Origin of the sequence: Mycobacterium sp. E1715 (assembly GCF_001667625.1) — a bacterium.
GTDB lineage: Bacteria > Actinomycetota > Actinomycetes > Mycobacteriales > Mycobacteriaceae > Mycobacterium.
Window position 1 is genome coordinate 1 of sequence record NZ_LZJJ01000194.1, and the last position, 18,852, is coordinate 18,852.

18 protein-coding genes are annotated in these 18,852 nt (G+C 67.2%); 7 read left to right on the top strand and 11 right to left on the bottom strand.

Features of this window, described 5'->3' with window-relative positions; all coding sequences use genetic code 11:
• The 3 genes from lipB to A9X03_RS10770 form a co-directional block, all read left to right on the top strand.
• Positions 1-439, top strand: a 439-nt coding sequence (gene lipB, locus A9X03_RS10760) for a lipoyl(octanoyl) transferase LipB (protein WP_156746525.1), incomplete at its 5' end; no start/stop codon positions are given.
• Complete coding sequence (lipA, locus tag A9X03_RS10765; protein WP_067758004.1) at positions 436-1,359, top strand: lipoyl synthase; 924 nt, start codon at positions 436-438, stop codon at positions 1,357-1,359. The genes lipB and lipA, both read left to right, overlap by 4 nt.
• 48 nt (positions 1,360-1,407) lie before the next feature.
• Entirely contained in the window at positions 1,408-2,160 is a 753-nt protein-coding gene (locus A9X03_RS10770) for a DUF4191 domain-containing protein (protein WP_068260958.1), read from the top strand.
• Positions 2,161-2,175: 15 nt separating this feature from the next.
• On the opposite strand, the gene A9X03_RS10775 is transcribed toward A9X03_RS10770, so the two are convergent.
• Positions 2,176-2,598 carry an RDD family protein gene (locus A9X03_RS10775; protein ID WP_067757998.1) on the bottom strand — a complete coding sequence of 141 codons (423 nt, stop codon included), beginning with the start codon at positions 2,596-2,598 and terminating at the stop codon, positions 2,176-2,178.
• Positions 2,599-2,843: 245 nt separating this feature from the next.
• Here A9X03_RS10775 and glnA point away from each other — a divergent pair, with 245 nt between their 5' ends.
• Positions 2,844-4,280: a type I glutamate--ammonia ligase gene (gene glnA / locus A9X03_RS10780; protein WP_067277809.1), complete on the top strand. Its 1,437-nt coding sequence runs from the start codon at positions 2,844-2,846 to the stop codon at positions 4,278-4,280.
• 499 nt (positions 4,281-4,779) lie between these two features.
• Here the strand turns inward: glnA and A9X03_RS10785 are convergent, their stop codons facing one another.
• From A9X03_RS10785 to A9X03_RS10805, 5 genes are all read right to left on the bottom strand, one after another.
• The gene (locus A9X03_RS10785; protein ID WP_067758028.1) at positions 4,780-5,313 is read right to left on the bottom strand and encodes a GNAT family N-acetyltransferase; all 534 of its coding nucleotides are present in this window, start codon (positions 5,311-5,313) and stop codon (positions 4,780-4,782) included.
• A 154-nt stretch (positions 5,314-5,467) separates the two neighbouring features.
• Positions 5,468-6,328, bottom strand: a complete 861-nt coding sequence (locus A9X03_RS10790) for a TIGR03619 family F420-dependent LLM class oxidoreductase (protein ID WP_067757995.1) — start codon at positions 6,326-6,328, stop codon at positions 5,468-5,470.
• Positions 6,325-6,972 (bottom strand): PaaI family thioesterase, encoded by a 648-nt coding sequence (locus A9X03_RS10795; RefSeq protein WP_082950079.1) that lies wholly within the window; start codon positions 6,970-6,972, stop codon positions 6,325-6,327. The genes A9X03_RS10790 and A9X03_RS10795 overlap by 4 nt, the downstream gene beginning before the upstream one ends.
• A complete protein-coding gene (locus A9X03_RS10800; protein WP_068260981.1) occupies positions 6,969-9,965 on the bottom strand; it encodes a bifunctional [glutamine synthetase] adenylyltransferase/[glutamine synthetase]-adenylyl-L-tyrosine phosphorylase in 2,997 nt (998 codons plus the stop codon). The genes A9X03_RS10795 and A9X03_RS10800 overlap by 4 nt, the downstream gene beginning before the upstream one ends.
• A gap of 63 nt (positions 9,966-10,028) precedes the next feature.
• Positions 10,029-11,366: a glutamine synthetase family protein gene (locus A9X03_RS10805; protein ID WP_067757990.1), complete on the bottom strand. Its 1,338-nt coding sequence runs from the start codon at positions 11,364-11,366 to the stop codon at positions 10,029-10,031.
• A gap of 205 nt (positions 11,367-11,571) precedes the next feature.
• Here A9X03_RS10805 and A9X03_RS10810 point away from each other — a divergent pair, with 205 nt between their 5' ends.
• From A9X03_RS10810 to A9X03_RS10815, 3 genes are all read left to right on the top strand, one after another.
• Positions 11,572-11,793, top strand: a complete 222-nt coding sequence (locus A9X03_RS10810) for a hypothetical protein (protein WP_068260961.1) — start codon at positions 11,572-11,574, stop codon at positions 11,791-11,793.
• Between the two features lie 350 nt (positions 11,794-12,143).
• Positions 12,144-12,620 (top strand): helix-turn-helix domain-containing protein, encoded by a 477-nt coding sequence (locus A9X03_RS29760; RefSeq protein ID WP_197696053.1) that lies wholly within the window; start codon positions 12,144-12,146, stop codon positions 12,618-12,620.
• A 353-nt stretch (positions 12,621-12,973) separates the two neighbouring features.
• Positions 12,974-13,552 carry a hypothetical protein gene (locus tag A9X03_RS10815; RefSeq protein ID WP_156746526.1) on the top strand — a complete coding sequence of 193 codons (579 nt, stop codon included), beginning with the start codon at positions 12,974-12,976 and terminating at the stop codon, positions 13,550-13,552.
• Positions 13,553-13,738: 186 nt separating this feature from the next.
• Here A9X03_RS10815 and A9X03_RS10820 read toward each other — a convergent pair whose 3' ends face one another.
• The 5 genes from A9X03_RS10820 to A9X03_RS10835 form a co-directional block, all read right to left on the bottom strand.
• Positions 13,739-14,845, bottom strand: a complete 1,107-nt coding sequence (locus tag A9X03_RS10820) for a hypothetical protein (RefSeq protein ID WP_068260967.1) — start codon at positions 14,843-14,845, stop codon at positions 13,739-13,741.
• A 196-nt stretch (positions 14,846-15,041) separates the two neighbouring features.
• Positions 15,042-16,457, bottom strand: a complete 1,416-nt coding sequence (locus tag A9X03_RS10825; protein ID WP_068260970.1) for a phage major capsid protein — start codon at positions 16,455-16,457, stop codon at positions 15,042-15,044.
• A 453-nt stretch (positions 16,458-16,910) separates the two neighbouring features.
• The gene (locus tag A9X03_RS10830) at positions 16,911-17,225 is read right to left on the bottom strand and encodes a hypothetical protein (protein ID WP_156746527.1); all 315 of its coding nucleotides are present in this window, start codon (positions 17,223-17,225) and stop codon (positions 16,911-16,913) included.
• A 212-nt stretch (positions 17,226-17,437) separates the two neighbouring features.
• Positions 17,438-17,614, bottom strand: coding sequence for a hypothetical protein (locus A9X03_RS29190; RefSeq protein WP_156746528.1), 177 nt, complete (start codon positions 17,612-17,614; stop codon positions 17,438-17,440).
• 3 nt (positions 17,615-17,617) lie between these two features.
• The coding region (locus A9X03_RS10835) for an AAA family ATPase (protein ID WP_156746529.1) at positions 17,618-18,852 on the bottom strand (1,235 nt) is incomplete at its 5' end.

Genomic DNA, 18,852 nt, shown 5'->3' on the forward strand with positions numbered 1-18,852 from the left:
GCGCTGCACCAGGCTTTTCAGCTGGGTGTATTCGGGCCCCATCCGGGCCCGCACCTTGATCCACGGCGGCTTGCGCTCGATCAAGGTGTGCGGCGACCTGGGCTTGGAGACGTGCCGGGTGCACGGCCGGTCCGGGGTGTGGGTGCCGGGCGGTGCCGGGCGGCCCGACCGCAAGGTCGGCGCCATCGGTGTGCGGGTCTCGCGGGCGACCACCCTGCACGGTTTCGCGCTCAACTGTGACTGCGACCTCGACGCGTTCGGCACGATCGTGCCGTGCGGCATCACCGACGCCGACGTGACCTCGCTGTCGGCCGAGTTGCGGCGCCCGGTGGCTGTCGGCGACGTCCGCGCGGCCGTCGCAAACGCCGTCTGCGACGCCCTCGACGGGGTCCTGCCGGTCCGGGAACACCCCGGCACGCGCGTAGCATCAGCGATGTGACTGTCGCACCCGAAGGCCGCAAGCTCTTGCGCCTGGAGGTCCGCAATGCGCAAACCCCGATCGAGCGCAAGCCGCCGTGGATCAAGGTGCGGGCCCGGATGGGGCCCGAATACACCCAGCTGAAAAGCCTGGTGCAGCGCGAAGGCCTGCACACCGTCTGCGAAGAGGCGGGCTGCCCCAACATCTTCGAGTGCTGGGAGGACCGGGAGGCCACGTTCCTGATCGGCGGCGACCAGTGCACCCGCCGCTGCGACTTCTGCCAGATCGACACCGGCAAGCCCGCCGCCCTGGACCGCGACGAGCCCAGGCGCGTCGCCGAGAGCGTGCAGACCATGGGATTGCGCTACGCCACGATCACCGGGGTGGCCCGCGACGACCTGCCCGACGGCGGGGCCTGGCTCTACGCCGAGACCGTGCGCGCGATCAAGGAGCTCAACCCGTCGACCGGGGTGGAGCTGTTGATCCCCGACTTCAACGGTGAGCCCACGCGGCTAGCCGAGGTGTTCGAATCACGCCCGGAAGTGTTGGCGCACAACGTCGAAACCGTGCCGCGGATCTTCAAGCGGATCCGGCCCGCGTTCAGCTACCGGCGCAGCCTGGACGTCATCGCCGCGGCACGCGAGTTCGGGTTGGTCACCAAGAGCAACCTCATCCTCGGGCTGGGCGAGACCGCCGACGAGGTGCGCACCGCCCTGGCCGACCTGCGGGGCGCCGGCTGCGACATCGTCACCATCACCCAGTACCTGCGTCCGTCCACCCGGCACCACCCGGTCGAGCGCTGGGTGCGGCCCGAGGAATTCGTCGAGTTCGCCCGCGACGCCGAAGGGCTGGGCTTCTCCGGGGTGCTGGCCGGGCCGCTGGTGCGATCGTCCTACCGGGCGGGCCGGCTCTACGAGCAAGCGGCGCGCACCCGCGCCTGAACCTGCCGCGCCGCCGTGGCGGCCCGCGCCGATACGTATCCTTTGACTATGGCTAAACCCCGCACCGCCGCTGAGAACAAGGCCGCCCGGGCACAGGCGCAGGCCGCGCGCAAGGCCGCCGCGAAGGAGCGCCGCGCCCAGCTGTGGCAGGCGTTCAACCTGCAGCGCCGCGAGGACAAGCGACTGCTGCCGTACATGATCGGCGCCTTCGTCGTCATCGTGGGCATCTCGGTGGCGGTCGGTGTGTGGGCCGGCGGGTTGACGATGATCACCCTGATCCCACTCGGCGTGGTGCTGGGCGCGCTGGCCGCGTTCATCGTCTTCGGCCGTCGCGCGCAGAAGAGCGTCTACAGCAAGGCCGAGGGCCAAACCGGCGCGGCCGCATGGGCTTTGGACAACCTGCGCGGCAAGTGGCGGGTGACGGCCGGGGTGGCCGCGACCGGTCACCTCGACGCGGTGCACCGGGTGATCGGCCGTCCCGGCGTCATCCTGGTCGGCGAGGGATCCTCGGCCCGGGTCCGCCCGCTGCTGGCCCAGGAGAAGAAACGCACCGCGCGCCTGATCGGCGATGTGCCGATCTACGACCTGGTCGTCGGCAACGGCGAAGACGAGGTTCCGCTGGCCAAATTGGAGCGCCACCTCAACCGCCTGCCGGCCAACATCACCGCCAAACAGATGGACACGCTGGAGTCCCGGTTGGCCGCCCTGGGCACGCGGGCCGGCGCCGCCGTCCTGCCGAAGGGCCCGCTCCCGAACGCCGGCAAGATGCGTGGTGTGCAGCGCACCGTGCGGCGTAAGTAGCCAGATCGGAGCCAATCAGCGCCGGACGACCGCCGTCGCGGTCAGCCGGTCCTGCATACCGCGGCCGTCCCAATCGGTGAACAACGCCGGGACGACCATCCCGACGAGCCCGCCCCGCACCACCGCCCGGACGACGCCGACCGCCCCGCGCCCGTCGACCGTCACCACCCGTAGACCCAGCACCAACTGACCGGGCGTGAAGCCGAACAGCCGCACCGAAACCACGCCGAGCACGAACCAGATGCCCAGCACCGCCGTCGACAGCATGTGTTCGGAGAACAAGCCGAAGCGCATGGCCAGCGCGGCCAGGCCGTACGAGATCAGCCAGTCGATCATCAGCGCGCCCAGCCGGCGGCCCATCGGGGCCAGCGAACCGGGTCCGGTCTGCGGCAGGCCCAGCCGCTCGCCGGGATAGGTGGACGGCGAGTCCGGCGTCATCGTCTGGAGCCGGGCTTCGACTCGGCGACGAGCGCGTCCCGCGACCCCGACCGAACGCTGCGCCGGGGCACCGGAAGAGTTACGATCCAGCGGTCCATGGCCCCACAATAGAACCCGCCGGTGACGGCGCCTCTTTTGTGAACAACATGGGTCGCGTAACGTGCGCGCAACACGGGGTTGACTGGCGGGCAACATCTGCTCCATAGCGTCAGGCCGCGGATCTCACCAAGTAAAGGAGCATTTCTGTGACGGAAACGACGCCCGACGACGTTTTCAAACTCGTAAAGGACGAGGACGTCGAGTTTGTCGACGTTCGGTTCTGTGACTTGCCAGGCATCATGCAGCACTTCACGATTCCGGTTTCGTTCTTCGACGAGAGCGTCTTCGAGGACGGCCTGGCCTTCGACGGCTCCTCGATTCGCGGATTCCAGTCCATCCACGAATCCGACATGCTGCTCCTGCCCGACCCCGCGACGGCGCAGATCGACCTGTTCACCGAACACAAGACGCTGAACCTGAACTTCTTCGTGCACGACCCGTTCACGCTCGAGCCCTACTCGCGTGACCCGCGCAACATCGCGCGCAAGGCCGAGAACTACCTGATCAGCACCGGCGTCGCGGACACCGCCTACTTCGGCGCCGAGGCAGAGTTCTACATCTTCGACTCGGTCAGCTTCGACTCACGCACCAACGGCTCCTTCTACGAGGTCGACGCGATCTCGGGCTGGTGGAACACCGGCGAGCCCACCGAGAACGACGGCACCCCCAACCGCGGCTACAAGGTCCGCCCCAAGGGTGGGTACTTCCCGGTCGCCCCCGTCGACCACTACGTCGACCTGCGCGCCCAGATGCTGTCGAACCTGATCAAGGCCGGCTTCAGCCTGGAGAAGGGCCACCACGAGGTGGGCAGCGGCGGGCAGGCCGAGATCAACTACAAGTTCAACACTTTGCTGCACGCCGCCGACGACATGCAGCTGTACAAGTACATCGTCAAGAACACCGCCTGGCAGAACGGCAAGACCGTCACCTTCATGCCCAAGCCGCTGTTCGGTGACAACGGCTCCGGCATGCACACGCACCAGTCGCTGTGGAAGGACGGCAGCCCGCTGATGTACGACGAGACCGGTTACGCCGGCCTGTCGGACACCGCGCGGCACTACATCGGCGGTCTGCTGCACCACGCCCCGTCACTGCTGGCCTTCACCAACCCGACCGTCAACTCCTACAAGCGACTGGTCCCGGGTTATGAGGCGCCGATCAACCTGGTCTACAGCCAGCGCAACCGCTCGGCGTGCGTGCGTATCCCGATCACCGGCAGCAACCCGAAGGCCAAGCGCCTCGAGTTCCGTTGCCCCGACTCGTCGGGCAACCCGTACCTGGCGTTCTCGGCGATGCTGATGGCCGGGCTGGACGGCATCAAGAACAAGATCGAGCCGCAGGCCCCGGTGGACAAGGACCTCTACGAGCTTCCGCCGGAAGAGGCCGCCAACATCCCGCAGGCGCCCACCCAGCTGTCCGCGGTGATCGACCGTCTGGAAGAGGACCACGAATACCTCACCGAGGGCGGCGTTTTCACGCCCGACCTGATCGAGACGTGGATCAGCTTCAAGCGCGAGAACGAGATCCTGCCGGTGCAGATCCGCCCGCACCCCTACGAGTTCGCGCTCTACTACGACGTTTAATCCGCAACCGAAACCACCCGCGTCGGCGACCGCCGCGCGGGTGGTTTCGGTTGTGCGGCTCCCGGGTTAGCGGCCGCCGCGGCGCCCCGGTCCATCGCCGGCGCCCGGACCGTCACCGGCGCCGGGTCCGAATCGCCCTGAGCCGGGCCCCAGGCTGGGACCCGGACCGGCGCTCGGACCCGGCCCGGGGCCGGGGTGGGCCGCCCGACACCAAAAGCCAGCCGCCGCAACGGAAGCGGCTGAGGCCGCAAACCGTGCTCGTCGAAGCCGAAAGTTCAGATTTAAAGCCTTGCGGCCGCAACGTGTGGGGGGCTAGCTTCAAGCGCATGACAATCAGCACCGCACAGACAATGGTCGGAAGCCGCATGGGCGGCGGAGCCGGCGGAGGCCGCTTCGGTGGCGGAGCGGGCGGAGGCTTCGTGGGCGGCGGTGCCGGCGGGGGCTTCGTGGGCGGCGGAGCCGGCGGAGGCTTCGTCGGCGGCGGAGCCGGCGGGGGCCGCTAACCGATCACGATCGACCCGGGGGGCTCGTCGGGTTCGGCGCCGCCACCCAGGTCGAGTTGCATCCACGCGACGTCGTGCCAGCGGCCGTGTTTCCATTCGACGCGGCGATAGAGGCCGGCGTCGCGGAACCCGAACGACCGGTGAAATGCGTTGCTGCCCTCGTTCGGCTGGGTGATGCCGGCAAATGCCTGCCGGTACCCCCGCTCGCCGAGCCGGCGCAGTAGCTCCGCATAGAGTTGGCGGCCCGCACCCGTGCGGTGCCGATCGCGGTCGACGTAGATTCCGGTCTCGACCGACCACCGGAAGCTGGGCAGTCGCCAGAACACATGGCCGTAGGCGAAACCCACGACGCCACCGTCCCGCTCGAGCACCAGCCATTCATGGGCGTCGGCGATGCGGGCGGCCATCTCCCCGACGCTGGGGACCTCGATTTCCCAACTGATGGCCGTGTCCTCGACATACGGCCGGTAGACGCCGAGGCACGCCTCCGCGTCCCGCGCGGACGCCGGACGCACGAGGCCGGTCGGCATGCGGATCATTCTTTCAGGCCGGCGAGGGATTACAAACCGCCCGCCCGAGCTCGCGAGACATAAACCATGGCGCACGTTCACGGCGTGTCTTCGCCGTAGGTTATGTGTCGTGGCGAAGAGGTGGCGAAGAGGCGAAAAGGCCGGGAGGCGAGAACTAGCCGTCGAGCGCGAGGTCCTTGCGGAAGCGCCGCATGCCGTCGATCTTGTCCTCCAACGACGCATCCGGCCCGGCGTAGAACATCCACGGCATGGTGATGATGCCGGTGATGCCGGCGTCGGCGGCCCGCCGGTAGTCGGCGGTCGTGAAGGCGTCGGTCAGCGGCGTCAGGACGGTGAAATCGTCCATCGACAAACCCTTTTCGGCCCGCAGCTCCCGCAGCTTGCCCACCGCCTCGATGGCGCGTTCGGTCTTGATCAGATCGCCGATCCAGCCGTCGTTGCGGGCGGCGCGACGCAGCGCGATGTCACTGAGGCCGCCGACGTACACCGGTATCGGCGGCGGCGTCGGCTCCATTTCCAGCCGCGGTGCGGAAAAAAACGCGCCCTCGAATTCGGTCCAGCCGGGCTGCCACAGCGCCCGCATCAACTCGATGATCTCGTCGGTCCGCTTCCCGCGCGCCTCGAACGGCTCGCCCATCAACGCGAACTCCTCGCGGCACCAGCCGACGCCGATACCGAGTTCCACCCGGCCCGACGCCAGAACCGCCGCGGTGCCAATGGCTTTGGCCGCCGAATACGGGTTGCGCATCGCGGGAATGTAGACGGTGTTGACGAAGCGCAGCCGGGTGGTGACCTGAGCCAGCGCGCCGACGAGGACCCAGGGATCCGGCCAGTCGGTGAACGGCTGCCAGCGGCGCTCCCCGTCCTTGGTGTAGGGATACGGGGTGTCCAGGGTCTCCAGGTTGACGACGTGGTCGGGGATTCCAATCCCGTCGTAGCCGAGTTCGTCGGCGGCCTTGGCGAGTTCGATGATCTCCCGGGTGTTCAGGAAGGCGCTGCTGATGTAGAACTTCATTCGGCTTCCCGCGCCCACGCCGGCTCGATGAACACGCCCTCGGCCTCGACGGTGACCCCGGCGGCGTCCGAAATCGTGCCGCGCGCAAACACTTTGCGGCCCTCCTTGCCTTCCACCCAGGCGTCGCAACGAAGCGGGCCCAACGGCGTGCCGCGCAGGTACTTCACGGTGATGGTGCCGGTGAAACGCGCCTTGGACAGCCCCTCGCTGGCCGCCTCGCCGAGCAGGTGGTCGAGCACCAGGGCGCTGACGCCGCCGTGCACCAGCTTGGGCGGGCCCTCGTAGGCCGCGCCGAGGACGAACTCGCTCCAGCAACGGCCGCCGCCGTCGTGGTGGATGATCAGGGGCGGGGCGATCGGATTGCCCAGGCCGATCGCGGCGTTTCCCAGCGTCAGCGGGCGGCTGCCGTCGACGCGGTAGCTCACCCCGGTCGGCCGGGTTTGTTGCCGCAACGACTTGGTGACGGCCTCGATGGTGGAGCGCGCGTCGGCGACGACGTCGTCGTCGGCGGCGGTGTGGATGGTGGCGTCGATGAGCTCCCGGACCGCGTCGGCCAGCGGCGCATACCTGGCCGTCACCCGTTGCGCCTCCGCCGCGCTGAGTACCTCGAATGTGGCGTCCAGCGCGCCGGTCTCCTGACTCAACTCCCAAACACCTTCCGTACCACGGCTTTTGCCCGCCTCGTCACCCGCAGATAGTTGTCCAGGAACTCCCCGCCGTCGTCTGTCGGCCAGCCCGCGGCCACCGCGACCGCATTGAGCTGGCGCCCCGGCCCCGGCAACTGGTCGGTGGGCTTGCCGCGGACCAACACCAGCGCGTTGCGCGCCCGGGTTGCCGTCAGCCACGCCTGCCGGAGCAGGTCGACCTCCTCGGCGGGCACCAGCTCGGCCGCCGCGATCGCGTCGAGGCATTGCAGCGTCGAGGTGTTGTGCAGCGCGGGAATCTCGTGCGCGTGCCGCAACTGCATCAGCTGCACGGTCCATTCGACGTCGGCCAGTCCGCCGCGGCCCAGCTTGGTGTGCGTGTTCGGGTCCGCGCCGCGCGGCAACCGCTCGGCGTCCACCCGGGCCTTGATGCGGCGGATCTCCCGCACCGCCTCGGCGGACACCCCGTCGGCCGGGTAACGCGTCTTGTCGGCGATCAACAAGAACCGCTGGCCCAGGTCCGCGTCGCCGGCGACCGCGTGCGCCCGCAGCAGGGCCTGGATTTCCCACGGCTGCGCCCACTGCGCGTAGTAGGCGGCATAGGAACCCAGCGTGCGCACCAGCGGACCCTGGCGGCCCTCGGGCCGCAGGTTGGCGTCCACCTCGAGCGGCGGGTCGACGCTGGGCGTGCCCAGCAACGTGCGCACCTGCTCGGCGACCGTCGTCGACCACCGGATCGCCACCGAGTCCTCGACACCGGCCGCCGCCTCGCACACGAACATCACGTCGGCGTCGGACCCGTAGCCCAGCTCGGCGCCGCCCAGCCGGCCCATGCCGATCACCGCTATCGCCGCCGGCGCCCTTCCTTTTTCGGAGCCGTCCTTGGGAAGGTTGGCACGAATGATGGCGTCCAACGCGGCCTGCAGCACGGCGACCCACACCGAGGTGACCCCTCGGCACACCTCGGTGACCTCGAGGAAACCGAGCAGGTCGGCCGACCCGATGCGGGCCAGTTCGCGCCGGCGCAGCGTGCGGGCGGCGGCGATCGCGCGCACCGCGTCGGGGTGCCGGCCGGCCGAGGCGATCAGCGCCCGGGCCACCACGGCGGGGTCCGTCTCGAGCAGTTTGGGCCCGGCCGGTCCGTCGCTGTAATCCTGAATCACCCTGGGCGCGCGCATCAATAGGTCCGGCACGTAGGCGGACGTGCCCAGCACGTGCATGAGCCGCTTGGCCACCGCGGGCTTGTCGCGCAGCGTGGACAGGTACCAGGTCTCCGCGGCCAGCGCCTCGGACAGGCGCCGGTAGGCCAACAGCCCGCCATCGGGGTCGGGGGCGTACGACATCCAGTTCAGCAGCCTGGGCAACAGCACCGACTGCACCCGGCCCCGCCGGCCGCTCTGATTGACCAGCGCCGACATGTGTTTCAGCGCGGTCTGCGGGCCCTCGTAGCCGAGCGCGGCGAGCTGCCGTTCGGCGGCCTCCGAGGTCATGCCGTGACCGATCTCCAGCCCGGCCGGGCCGATCGATTCCAGCAGCGGCTGGTAGAAGAGCTTGGCGTGCAGCTGCGACACGCGCAGGTTCTGGTGGCGCAGCTCCTCGCGCAGCACGCCCGCCGCGTCGTGCCGGCCGTCGGGCCGGATGTGCGCGGCCCGCGCCAGCCAGCGCACCGCCTCCTCGTCGTCGGCATCGGGCAGCAGGTGGGTGCGCTTGAGCCGCTGCAGCTGCAGCCGGTGCTCGAGGAGCCGCAGGAACTCGTAGGAAGCGGTCAGGTTCGCCGCGTCCTCGCGCCCGACGTAGCCGCCCTGGCCCAGCGCGGCCAGCGCGTCCACGGTGGACGCCACGTGCAGCGACTCGTCACTGCGGCCGTGCACCAGCTGCAGCAGCTGCACCGCGAACTCCACGTCGCGCAGGCCGCCGCTGCCCAGTTTGATCTCGCGGCCGCGCACGTCGGCGGGCACCAGCTGCTCGACCCGGCGGCGCATCGCCTGCACCTCGACCACGAAATCCTCACGCTCGCAGGCCACCCACACCATCGGCATCAGCGCGCTCAGGTAACGCTCGGCGAGCTCCCGATCACCCACGGCCGCGCGGGCTTTCAGCAACGCCTGGAACTCCCAGGTCTTCGCCCAGCGCTGGTAGTAGGCGATGTGCGATTCGACCGTGCGGACCAGCTCCCCGCTGCGGCCCTCGGGCCGGAGCCCGGCGTCCACCTGGAAGAAGGCCGGCGAGGCCACCCGCATCATCTCGCTGGCCAGCCGGGTGGTCACCGCGTCGGCGCGCTCGCCGACGAAGATGACGTCGACGTCGCTGACGTAGTTCAGTTCGCGAGCACCGCATTTGCCCATCGCGATGACCGCCAGCCGTGGCGACGTCCGGTCGCCGCACACCGTCGCCTCGGCCAGCCGCAGCGCGGCGGCCAGGGCGGCGTCCGCCAGGTCCGACAGCTGGGCGCCCACCACGGCGAACGGCAGCACCGGTTCGTCCTCGACCGTCGCGGCCAGATCGAGCGCGGCCAGGAGCAGCAGGTGGTCGCGGTACAGGGTTTGCAGCCGCGGCACTGCCGACGCGGAGTCGCCCGACGCCTCGTCGACGCACGCGGTGAACGACGCACACAGCTCCTCGTGCGAGGGCAGTTTCGCCTTGCCGCGCAACAGTTTCCACGACTGCGGGTGCACGGCCAGGTGATCGCCCAGCGTTAGCGAAGAGCCGAGTACCGCGAACAGCCGCCCGCGCAGCGGGCGCTCGGTGAGCAACGCGGCGTTGAGCTCGTCCCAGCCGGTCTCGGGGTTCTCCGCCAGCCGAATCAGGGCCCGCAATGCGGCGTCGGGGTCTGGTGCGCGCGACAGCGACCACAGCAGGTCGACGTGGGCCTGGTCGTCGTGGTCATACCAACCCAGCTGCGTCAGGCGATCGCCCGCTGGAGGATCGACCAGGCCGAGCCGCCCCACGCTGGGCAGCCGGGGGCGCTGCGTCGCGGGTTTGGTCACGACCACGACGGTATCGCAACCCGCCTGCCGCAACGGTGAAAGGCGGGCGACCCGACGAGGCCGGCGCCGTTACAGCGACAGGTAGGTACTCAGCTCGTAGGGCGTGACGTGGCTGCGGTAGTTGGCCCACTCCCTGCGCTTGTTGCGCAGGAAGAAGTCAAAGACGTGCTCCCCCAACGTTTCCGCCACGAGTTCGGAGGCCTCCATGGCTTTCAGGGCGCTGTCGAGGCTGGTGGGCAGCTCGCGGTAGCCCATCGCGATCCGCTCCTCGGGTGTCAGGTCCCACACGTTGTCCTCGGCCTGCGGGCCCAGCACGTAGCCCTTCTCCACCCCGCGCAGGCCGGCCGCCAGCAGCACGGCGAAGGTCAGGTAGGGGTTGCAGGCCGAGTCGGGACTGCGCACCTCGACGCGGCGCGACGACGTCTTGTGCGGGGTGTACATCGGCACCCGCACCAGTGCGGACCGGTTGGCCGCGCCCCACGACGCCGCGGTGGGCGCCTCGCCCCCGTGCACCAGTCGCTTGTAGGAGTTCACCCACTGGTTCGTCACGGCGCTGATCTCCGAGGCGTGTTCCAGAATCCCGGCGATGAACGACTTGCCCACATCGGACAGCTGCAGCGGGTCGTCGGGGCTGTGGAAGGCGTTGACGTCGCCCTCGAACAGGCTCATGTGGGTGTGCATGGCCGAGCCGGGGTGCTCGGCGAACGGCTTGGGCATGAACGACGCCCGCGCGCCGTTCTCGATGGCGACCTCCTTGATGACGTAGCGGAACGTCATCACGTTGTCGGCCATGGACAGTGCGTCGGCGAACCGCAGGTCGATCTCCTGCTGGCCGGGCGCACCCTCGTGGTGGCTGAATTCCACCGAGATCCCCATGAACTCCAGCGCCTCGATCGCGTGGCGGCGGAAGTTCGACGCCGAGTCGTGCACGGCCTGGTCGAAGTAGCCGGCCGTGTCGACGGGCACGGGCCGCGACCCGTCGTCGGGGCCGGGCTTCAGCAGGAAGAACTCGATCTCGGGGTGGACGTAGCAGGAAAAGCCCAGGTCATTGGCTTTCTGCAGCTGCCGGCGCAGCACGTGCCGCGGGTCGGCCCAGGAGGGCGAGCCGTCGGGCATGGTGATGTCGCAGAACATCCTGGCCGAGTGGTGATGGCCGCCGGAAGCCCACGGCAGCACCTGGAAGGTCGAGGGGTCGGGGTTGGCCACGGTGTCGGATTCCGAGACTCGCGAGAAGCCCTCGATCGAGGAGCCGTCGAACCCGATGCCCTCCTCGAAGGCGCCTTCCAGTTCGGCCGGGGCGATGGCCACCGACTTGAGCGTGCCGAGCACATCCGTGAACCAGAGCCGAACAAAGCGGATATCCCGTTCCTCCAGGGTGCGGAGGACGAATTCCTTCTGGCGATCCATAACCGAAACAGTAGGCAACGGCTGTTAATTCTGTGTTACGGCAACGGTCATCGCTGTGCGACATTGGTAAATAACTGCTGGTCAGAGCAATTCGGTGCGATTATTATCATGCAGTTGGCAAACGGTTTCGCGCTGGCGTGTCTGCGCCGTGCGCCCGTGATCATATGCCCGTCGACCCGCGCCCGACATCTCTACGATGACACGCATGACCCCCGCCGACGCAGTACGCGCCTTGCTGTGGGCCGCGATCTACGGCGAGGTGCCCCTCCCCGCGCCGCTGACTACAGACGACATCAAACAGTGCCGTGCCCGCCTCGAATGCTTCGTCCAGCGCTTCGGCGAAGACCGCATCGTCGACAAACTGCGCAACGTCAACGGCTTGGAGACCATCGATCTAGACAAGGCGCGCGCCGTGCTTGGCGGGTAGACCGACGCCGGATCAGCGCCCTTCAAGCACAACCCGACCACCCGATCCCACCCCAATCGTCAAGCGCCGCAAGGCCATACCCTCACAGGGTATGCGGAACGGATGTTGGGTTTCCGGGAACAGATTCCTGTTTTATGCCCTGAGCTGCACAAACAGTAGTTAGCTGGCCGGTGCATCTACGCAGCTGGGGGGCATAAATCGATCGCGGGGCGTTTGCTGAATTATGATCGCCCCCCCAACCCGGCTTTTCCCTGCTCAGAAACGGCAGATTCAACGGATACCCGCCGTATCTGCGGACCTTTGCGGTAGTTCGCGCCGCACGCTCCCGTCGCCGTGGCAGACTCGTCGCCGTGGGCTGGGCTGATCTTGCCGCCGCCCTGGCGCGTTCTCCCGACTTGGCGGGCGCGGCGTGTGCTGGCCGCTCGTCCCTGTTCGATCTGCAGCCAGGGTGGTCACCAGAGCGCGAGAAGCGCGAACGGCAGGCGCTCGCGTTGTGCGCGGAGTGCCCGGCGCTGGCGGGGTGCCGGGCGTGGTTCGCAGGGTTGCGGGCTGGTGAGAAGCCGCAGGGCGTGATCGCCGGGGAGTTGCGGCGTCCGAAGCGACGGAAGCGGCAGCGGCAGGCGCCGGTGGGTGTGCGGGCTGCGGTGGCCCCGTTGCCGGGTGCGGTGCGGACGGTCTCGCGGAATGGTGTGTCGGTGCCGTCGCGGCATGACCGTGGGTTGCCGGGCCGGGTGCGGGAGTTGCGGGCGCGGGGGTGGTCGACGGTGGAGATTGCGCGGGAGTTGGGGTGTTCGTCGTCGACGGTGTATCACTGGTCGAAGTGCTGACCTGCGCAGACAGTCGGATTTGTGCCTACAGCCGAGCGGATCTGTGACTACACCCAATCATGTTGTGCGTACACACTTTTCGCTCGATTTTGCCTCTTGCGCCGCCGGTTTGGTGCGGCGTAGCGTTGACGGCTAGATCGCACGAAGCCCACAACTTTTCACGGCGCGGCATGGCACGGCACGGCACGGAGTTTCAGCTCAGTGTTGGTGAATGGTGTTGCCAAACCAAGCGGGCTTCGTGCGATCCCAACAGCCTTCTCCCGTCGAAAGACGTTGCAATGAAACACTTTAACGAATTACCGCACTCCGACTAGGCCATGACTGAGCGACAGCTCCCTCAAGAGCAATTGGAGATGCTTGACGGCTACCGCCAAACCGAGGCGGGACTGGCCGCCTACGCGGTCGGGCTCCTCACCACGCTATCCCGCCTCATTTGGGAATATTTCGAAGATGACGAGGACGACACGGTAGAGGACCGTGTCTGGCTGGCCGAGCACCGTGACAAGAGGATGGATCAGCACATCGCTTGCATGGCGATGCTTGGACGTTTGGCGGGAATTGACTCCGACCTACTGACCGACACTGCCACCGGTCAACGACCGATGCCGGTGCCTGAGCATGATCAAACCAATCTCGAGTGGGCTGTAGCTCTTACGTTTAACGAGGGGTGTTTGGCTGCGTCAGAAGCGATAGAGAGCGTTGAAGGGCGTGTCCGTCGCCAAGCGGAGGGAGCTCCGGAAACGGTGGCTGACGAGGATGACGACGATGATGAATTCGTTGAGTTCGACACTGTCGATGACGCTGTGGCCGAGTTGAAACGGCTGCTGACCGAGATACCAGATGCGGTCTATGCGACGAGATGCGTGTTGGTTCAGCTGCAGGAATCAATCAATCTGTGCCGGTACGAGATTAATACGCCTCGCCGCCGTTAGCCGTCGACCCACCCCGCGCGGCGACTGGCCTGCAGGAGAGACAAGCCAGGCGACGCCGCGAGGCGGGCCGACACTTGGTAGGACGCCGAGTGTGGCGTTTCGGTTCCACAGTCACGCACCTTTTCTTCTGAGCCGAACAGCTGCTCGCGTAGGCCAGGCTTCACTCAACAGGATGACGGCACACATTCATTCGTACCAATCCCGGCGGCGCTGGTCGTCGATGCGGGCAGCCTCCCACCGGTCCCCTTCCTGGGTGTTCACGACCATGTGTCTGCTGTCGAGGGTCAAGTCCTGTCCGTAACCCGGAAATGCCGACAGCGGTTCGCCAGGCTCGATCGTCGGCCACTGCCGACCATGCTGAACGATCATCGGTGGATCGGCTCTCCGTGCTACCCAACAGGTGACCATCGCGTCAACAAGCGCTGCAACAAGTTTGGCCGTGGATTCGCATAATCCGTCCAGCACGTCGTAACTTGCCTTCAAGATAAAGGTGTCGAATATTGGCCGCCTCGGAGGCTTCGACCCGAAGACGAGTGCTTGTATCTCGCTCCACCTGGGCTGCCGATAGAACAGGCGCGTCAGCCGTTCGCCAGCGGTCACATTGAGCTTCTTTGATGGTGACCGATGAGTGAGACCGTGCCGTGCATCACGCAACCAGAGCAGCCACTCATCGGGGCCGAACTGCTGCCACCCGAGGACGGGAGCGACCAACGCCTCTTGAACAGCTCGGCCCGGCGTTCCAACGGGCTCCAACATCTCTTTGATGCTGCCCGTGCTCAGTTCGGTTGCGATCCCATCGAGGCTGCTCCAATACACGGTCGCAACATCCTTGACCCTAAAGCCCCCCACAATAATTGCTGCTGCCGCAACTCGATCCAGCGTTTGCCACAGGTGAAAGATGCAGGATTCGGCTGACTCCGTAATCGTCAAGGCACGCCGCCGGGCGGCTGCGTCTTGCGGGATGGCCTCGGCGATCTTGGTAGGGTCGGTGATACCGGCTTCCATGATCGGGCGCAGTGCAGCCTTGAGTTCAGCTTCATCGTTGCCCAGGGTTTGTCGATGAATGTCGGCGGTTAATGAGGCAGAGGACAGGGACTCTTTCGTGCCCTGTACCGACTGGATCAAGTAGTCGCCGAGCAATGTCAACGTCTTCCAGTCCGAGAAACCTGACCACCAGCGGAATCCGCCATTCTGCTTGTCGAGTTCACTGACCAGTTGGGTGTAGAAGTCGTCGAGGCGGCTAGTGGCAGCTGCGACGCGCGCCTCGTAGGGTTCGAGATCGTCCGTTGTCACGTCGCCGATCCTACGGTGAGAATCCGTTCTGGTCGCCCACCTTTGGGCAATAGGGTTCGGCCTTTGCCCAGCAGCAGATCAGCCCCGACGGTGGCCGGGTGGCTCCGCTGACAATCTCACAAGTACGGAACCAACCCGACCACCCCGGCGCGCAGGGCCGTGACAACCTCAACCAAAGCGCGGCCCGCGCGCAACCCTAAGCGGTCGTGTGAATCGACAGCAGCCTAAACGCCTGCGGGATGACGACCGCGGAACCTGTTCGTGCCCACAAAAATACGCCCCTCTGTCCAGTGGGACGGCGATTTTCACCGAAGAGGTTCGAGATGAGTTCCGTTGTAGCCCCGAGCCTTTGAACGATCACGAACCCGTCGCCGAACGAACCATAGACCAGCGCGTAGTGATCCGCCGTCGCCGACGCGTCGATCGCCGTCCCGTCCATGTTGGACAGCTCATTCATCGGACGCCCCAACAGGGTTGGCGGATCATCCTGCAGTGACGGGAACTTCAACGCACCATTGCTGGTCTCCCACTGCCGGGCATCGTTGATCCGTGTCAGGTTGGCGCACCACTGCGCACGCGGCTGCCACCTGGGGGGGAGGCTGTTCTGCAGCTTGAAAACGTCAGGCGCAGTGAACGATTCACCAGTCGTCGGCGTGATCAACGCCACCGTCCCCGCCGCCGCCACCAGACCCGTGATCAGGCCGGTCGGCTCACCCACGCCGCTGCCGGTGGTGAACGCGGTCGCCGTCAACTGGTCATAGGCGTCGGACATCAACCGACCCAGCTCGGTCGTCAACGACGCCACGTCCTCGAACAGTTCGTAGGACACCGGGACGAAGCAGCCGAGTTTCTTCACCGGGATGGACGGGCCGGCCAGGGCGGGCGACGCGTCCGCCGCCTCCTCGGCCTCGTCAAGCCATTCGGCCACAACACCTTCCGACGTGACGCCCTGCCAGGCGTCGGTGGCGGTGACCACCGTGCGCGCGATGCGGCGCAGCGGGTTGATCGAGCCCGCCGACGTGAGCAACACGGTCGGGTCCAACGTCAACGGCACCAACTCCGAGCCGTGCGTGGCGGACTCGCCCATCGCCCGCTGCTCCTGGCGCAGGACGGCGACGCGTTGGTAGGCCTGCTGTTCGGCGGGCGACCACTTCAAGTGCCCGCGTGACGGGTCGCACACCAGCTTGGCGTAGGCCCGCTCGTAGTCGGGTGATCCGGCTGCCGCAACGTAGCGTTGGGTCCAGGTGCGGGCGAATTCCGGCCCGTCACCCATCACCTGCTCGACCAGTTCGGCCCCTGCAGCAGCCAGCCGGTTGTCCCGCACCGCGTCATCGAGTGCGCGCAGGGCGGCGTTGCGTGTCCCGCCCCGATCGGCGGCGTACGGGTCGGTATCGGTGGGCGTGCCGGATTCGAGCCGGTAGCGGCCCGCGCGGACGCCCTCGGCGAGATCGGCCTGCCGGGCCAAAGTGTCGTCCGCTGCGAGTCTGCGAAGGTCGTTGTTGACCTTCTGCATCCTCGCCAGGGTGCGCGGCGAGCGGTCGCCGCTGGCTTGGATGTCGTCGAGTTCGCCGAGCAGCCGGTCGCACTCGGCGCGGAAATCGTGGTCGTTCATGGTGATGGGTTCGCTTTCACGGATGGGCGGTGGTCCCGCCCCGGCGCGCCGCGAATAGGAATCGAAAGGAGCGCGCGGGGCGGGAAACCCCGGAAGTGATCTGGGAGAAGAGGTTCCGTCGGGTGCCCTCGGCCTGCGCGGAAAACTGCGTCAATTGACGCGATTTTCCGGGTGGCACGGCTACGCGACGCGATGAAGTTGTTGTTGTCGCATCCCTAGCCCGCAGGTCGTCTCCGGGTGCCCGCTTGCGCGGCCAATTGGCCGGGCGTTGGGCTACGCGGCCCGCCTCGACGATGAGAATACGCCGCGAGAGCGCCGCCACGGCGCGAACTTCGCTGGCACACCCAAAGTAGTTTTGCGGCTCCGAACACCGCCCCAGCCCCTCTGTCGCGGCCAGCACCGACAACCCGGCAGGAAACGCCACAGGCGCGGGAATCGCTGTCCCAGCCGCAATCACTCGCGGTCAGAAAACCACACGAACCCGACCGGGTCCTCATCGAACCGGCGCTCCAAACGCTCCTGCGCAACATCCAACGCCGCATCCAGCACCGCCCTCTCCGGCAGATCAGGATCGTCCAGGCCGGGATGCTGCTCGCTCATTTCGCGGGCCTGCTCAGTGATCTGGCGGGCCTGCCGGGCGATCTCGCGGCGCGCCTCACGACCATCCGGGCGGGCCGTCCACGCCGCATGACAAGCCTCGCAGCGACACCCGTGGGAGCGCGGCTCCACATGACAGATCGAGCACAAACCGGGACGAGCATCACTCATCATCGAACCCCCCACCACGGGCGTAGCTGTCAGCGCTAGCTTGACGACGCCGGGCCTTGCCGATCCGATTGCACGTCCGACACGCCCGGTGCGCGTACCCCCGCCGATCAACCCAGCGGATACAGTCGGCCAGCGAATGCCCGCGCCAACACTCGGTCTTCGCCGCATTCACAGCGGCCTGCCCGGTCGGCTTCCCGCGCGGCGCACCCATCTCACGCCCCCGGCTGCCGAATCTGCGCCGGGCCGGGAAGCATCGTGCGGCGCAACGATTCGAACATCTGCTGACGCTCGGCGTCGGTGGCGTCAGCCAGCAGCGGCGAGGCGTTGACGACATCGCGGATCATCCCGCACGACGGGCAGGCGCAGTGGTCATCGAACGGGTGCGGCATCGCTTATCTCCCTTCGTCGGGGTTTGCTGCGGCCAGGCGGCACTCGCGGCACATGCCATAGCGGATCGAAGCGGGCGACGTTAGCTGTTCACCGCAAGCGCAAAAATCAGATGTCGAAACGGTCTCCATATATCCCTCAGACCTACTTCTGAAGTCTTCGCTGGTAGAAGCCGGCATCTGATTTTTTCCCGATTCTCCAGATGTAGGTCTGTGAAAGACGGGCGCATCTGACCGCATCTGGAAATCATTTTCAACTGGCGTGCGGCCCAAATGTTGCGGGAGGCAAAGAAACCACGGCCCCGTTCCCGACTCCCGCGACGGCTTGACGTTCAACTTCAGCTTTGCTGCCCGCAGCTTGTAGGCGCTGATGCCGTCGCGCTCAGCGGCGGCATCGATGTCGGTCGACCAGCGCGGCCCACCGCCCAGCTGCACCGCCAGCCACGCAATCGGGCTCGCGTCGGTGCGATCGGCTGCGGCGACCTGCGCGGCGGCAGCATCCTCGACGTGCTCGCGGATCGTCAGGTGCGAGATCCGGTCGTATTCGAGCAGCGGCACCGTGCCGTCGTGCTCGTCGCTCGGCTCGAAGTGCAGAATCGGCTTGATCACGAAGCGACTCGCAACCGTGGTGACCGCGCCGTTGGCTTTTTCCGGCCCCGCCAGCAACGCGCCGTCCTCATCCTGCATGGCCCAGATCGTCATGCGGGCCTTCTGCCGCAGCACGTAGGTGGCGCCGTAGCGGTCGCGGACGCTGCCACCGGAGAACCGATTCGAGTGCCCGAGCAGCCAGATCGCGGCGTCGGTCGTCGTGGCAAGGTCTTTCCACGGGTGCAGCGCCAGCCGGGCCTGCTGGGAGTCCTTGACGCTCAGCTCGGGCGGCACGGTATCCAACCAGCAGTCGACGACCACCAGGTCGGGTCTCGGGTCGGCGTTGCGGACCAAACCCATATCGCGGGGGAAGATCGGCGCACCGCTGCCGTCCCGTTCGACGCAGATCACGCGAATCATGTCCAGGTCGGCCCCGGCGACCTTCAACCGGGGTAACACGGCGGTCGACCAATCGTCTTCGGTGATCACCAGCATGACCCGACCGGGGTCGCGGGCGGGAATCCCGAAGCCGGGCAACGGTTTGCCGGTCGTGATGTGTGCGACGATCAGGACCCACAGCAGGCTCTTGCCGATACCCTCATCGCCGATCAGAAGACTCACGGCGGCGCGGGGTAGCCGGTTAGCGGCAAGCC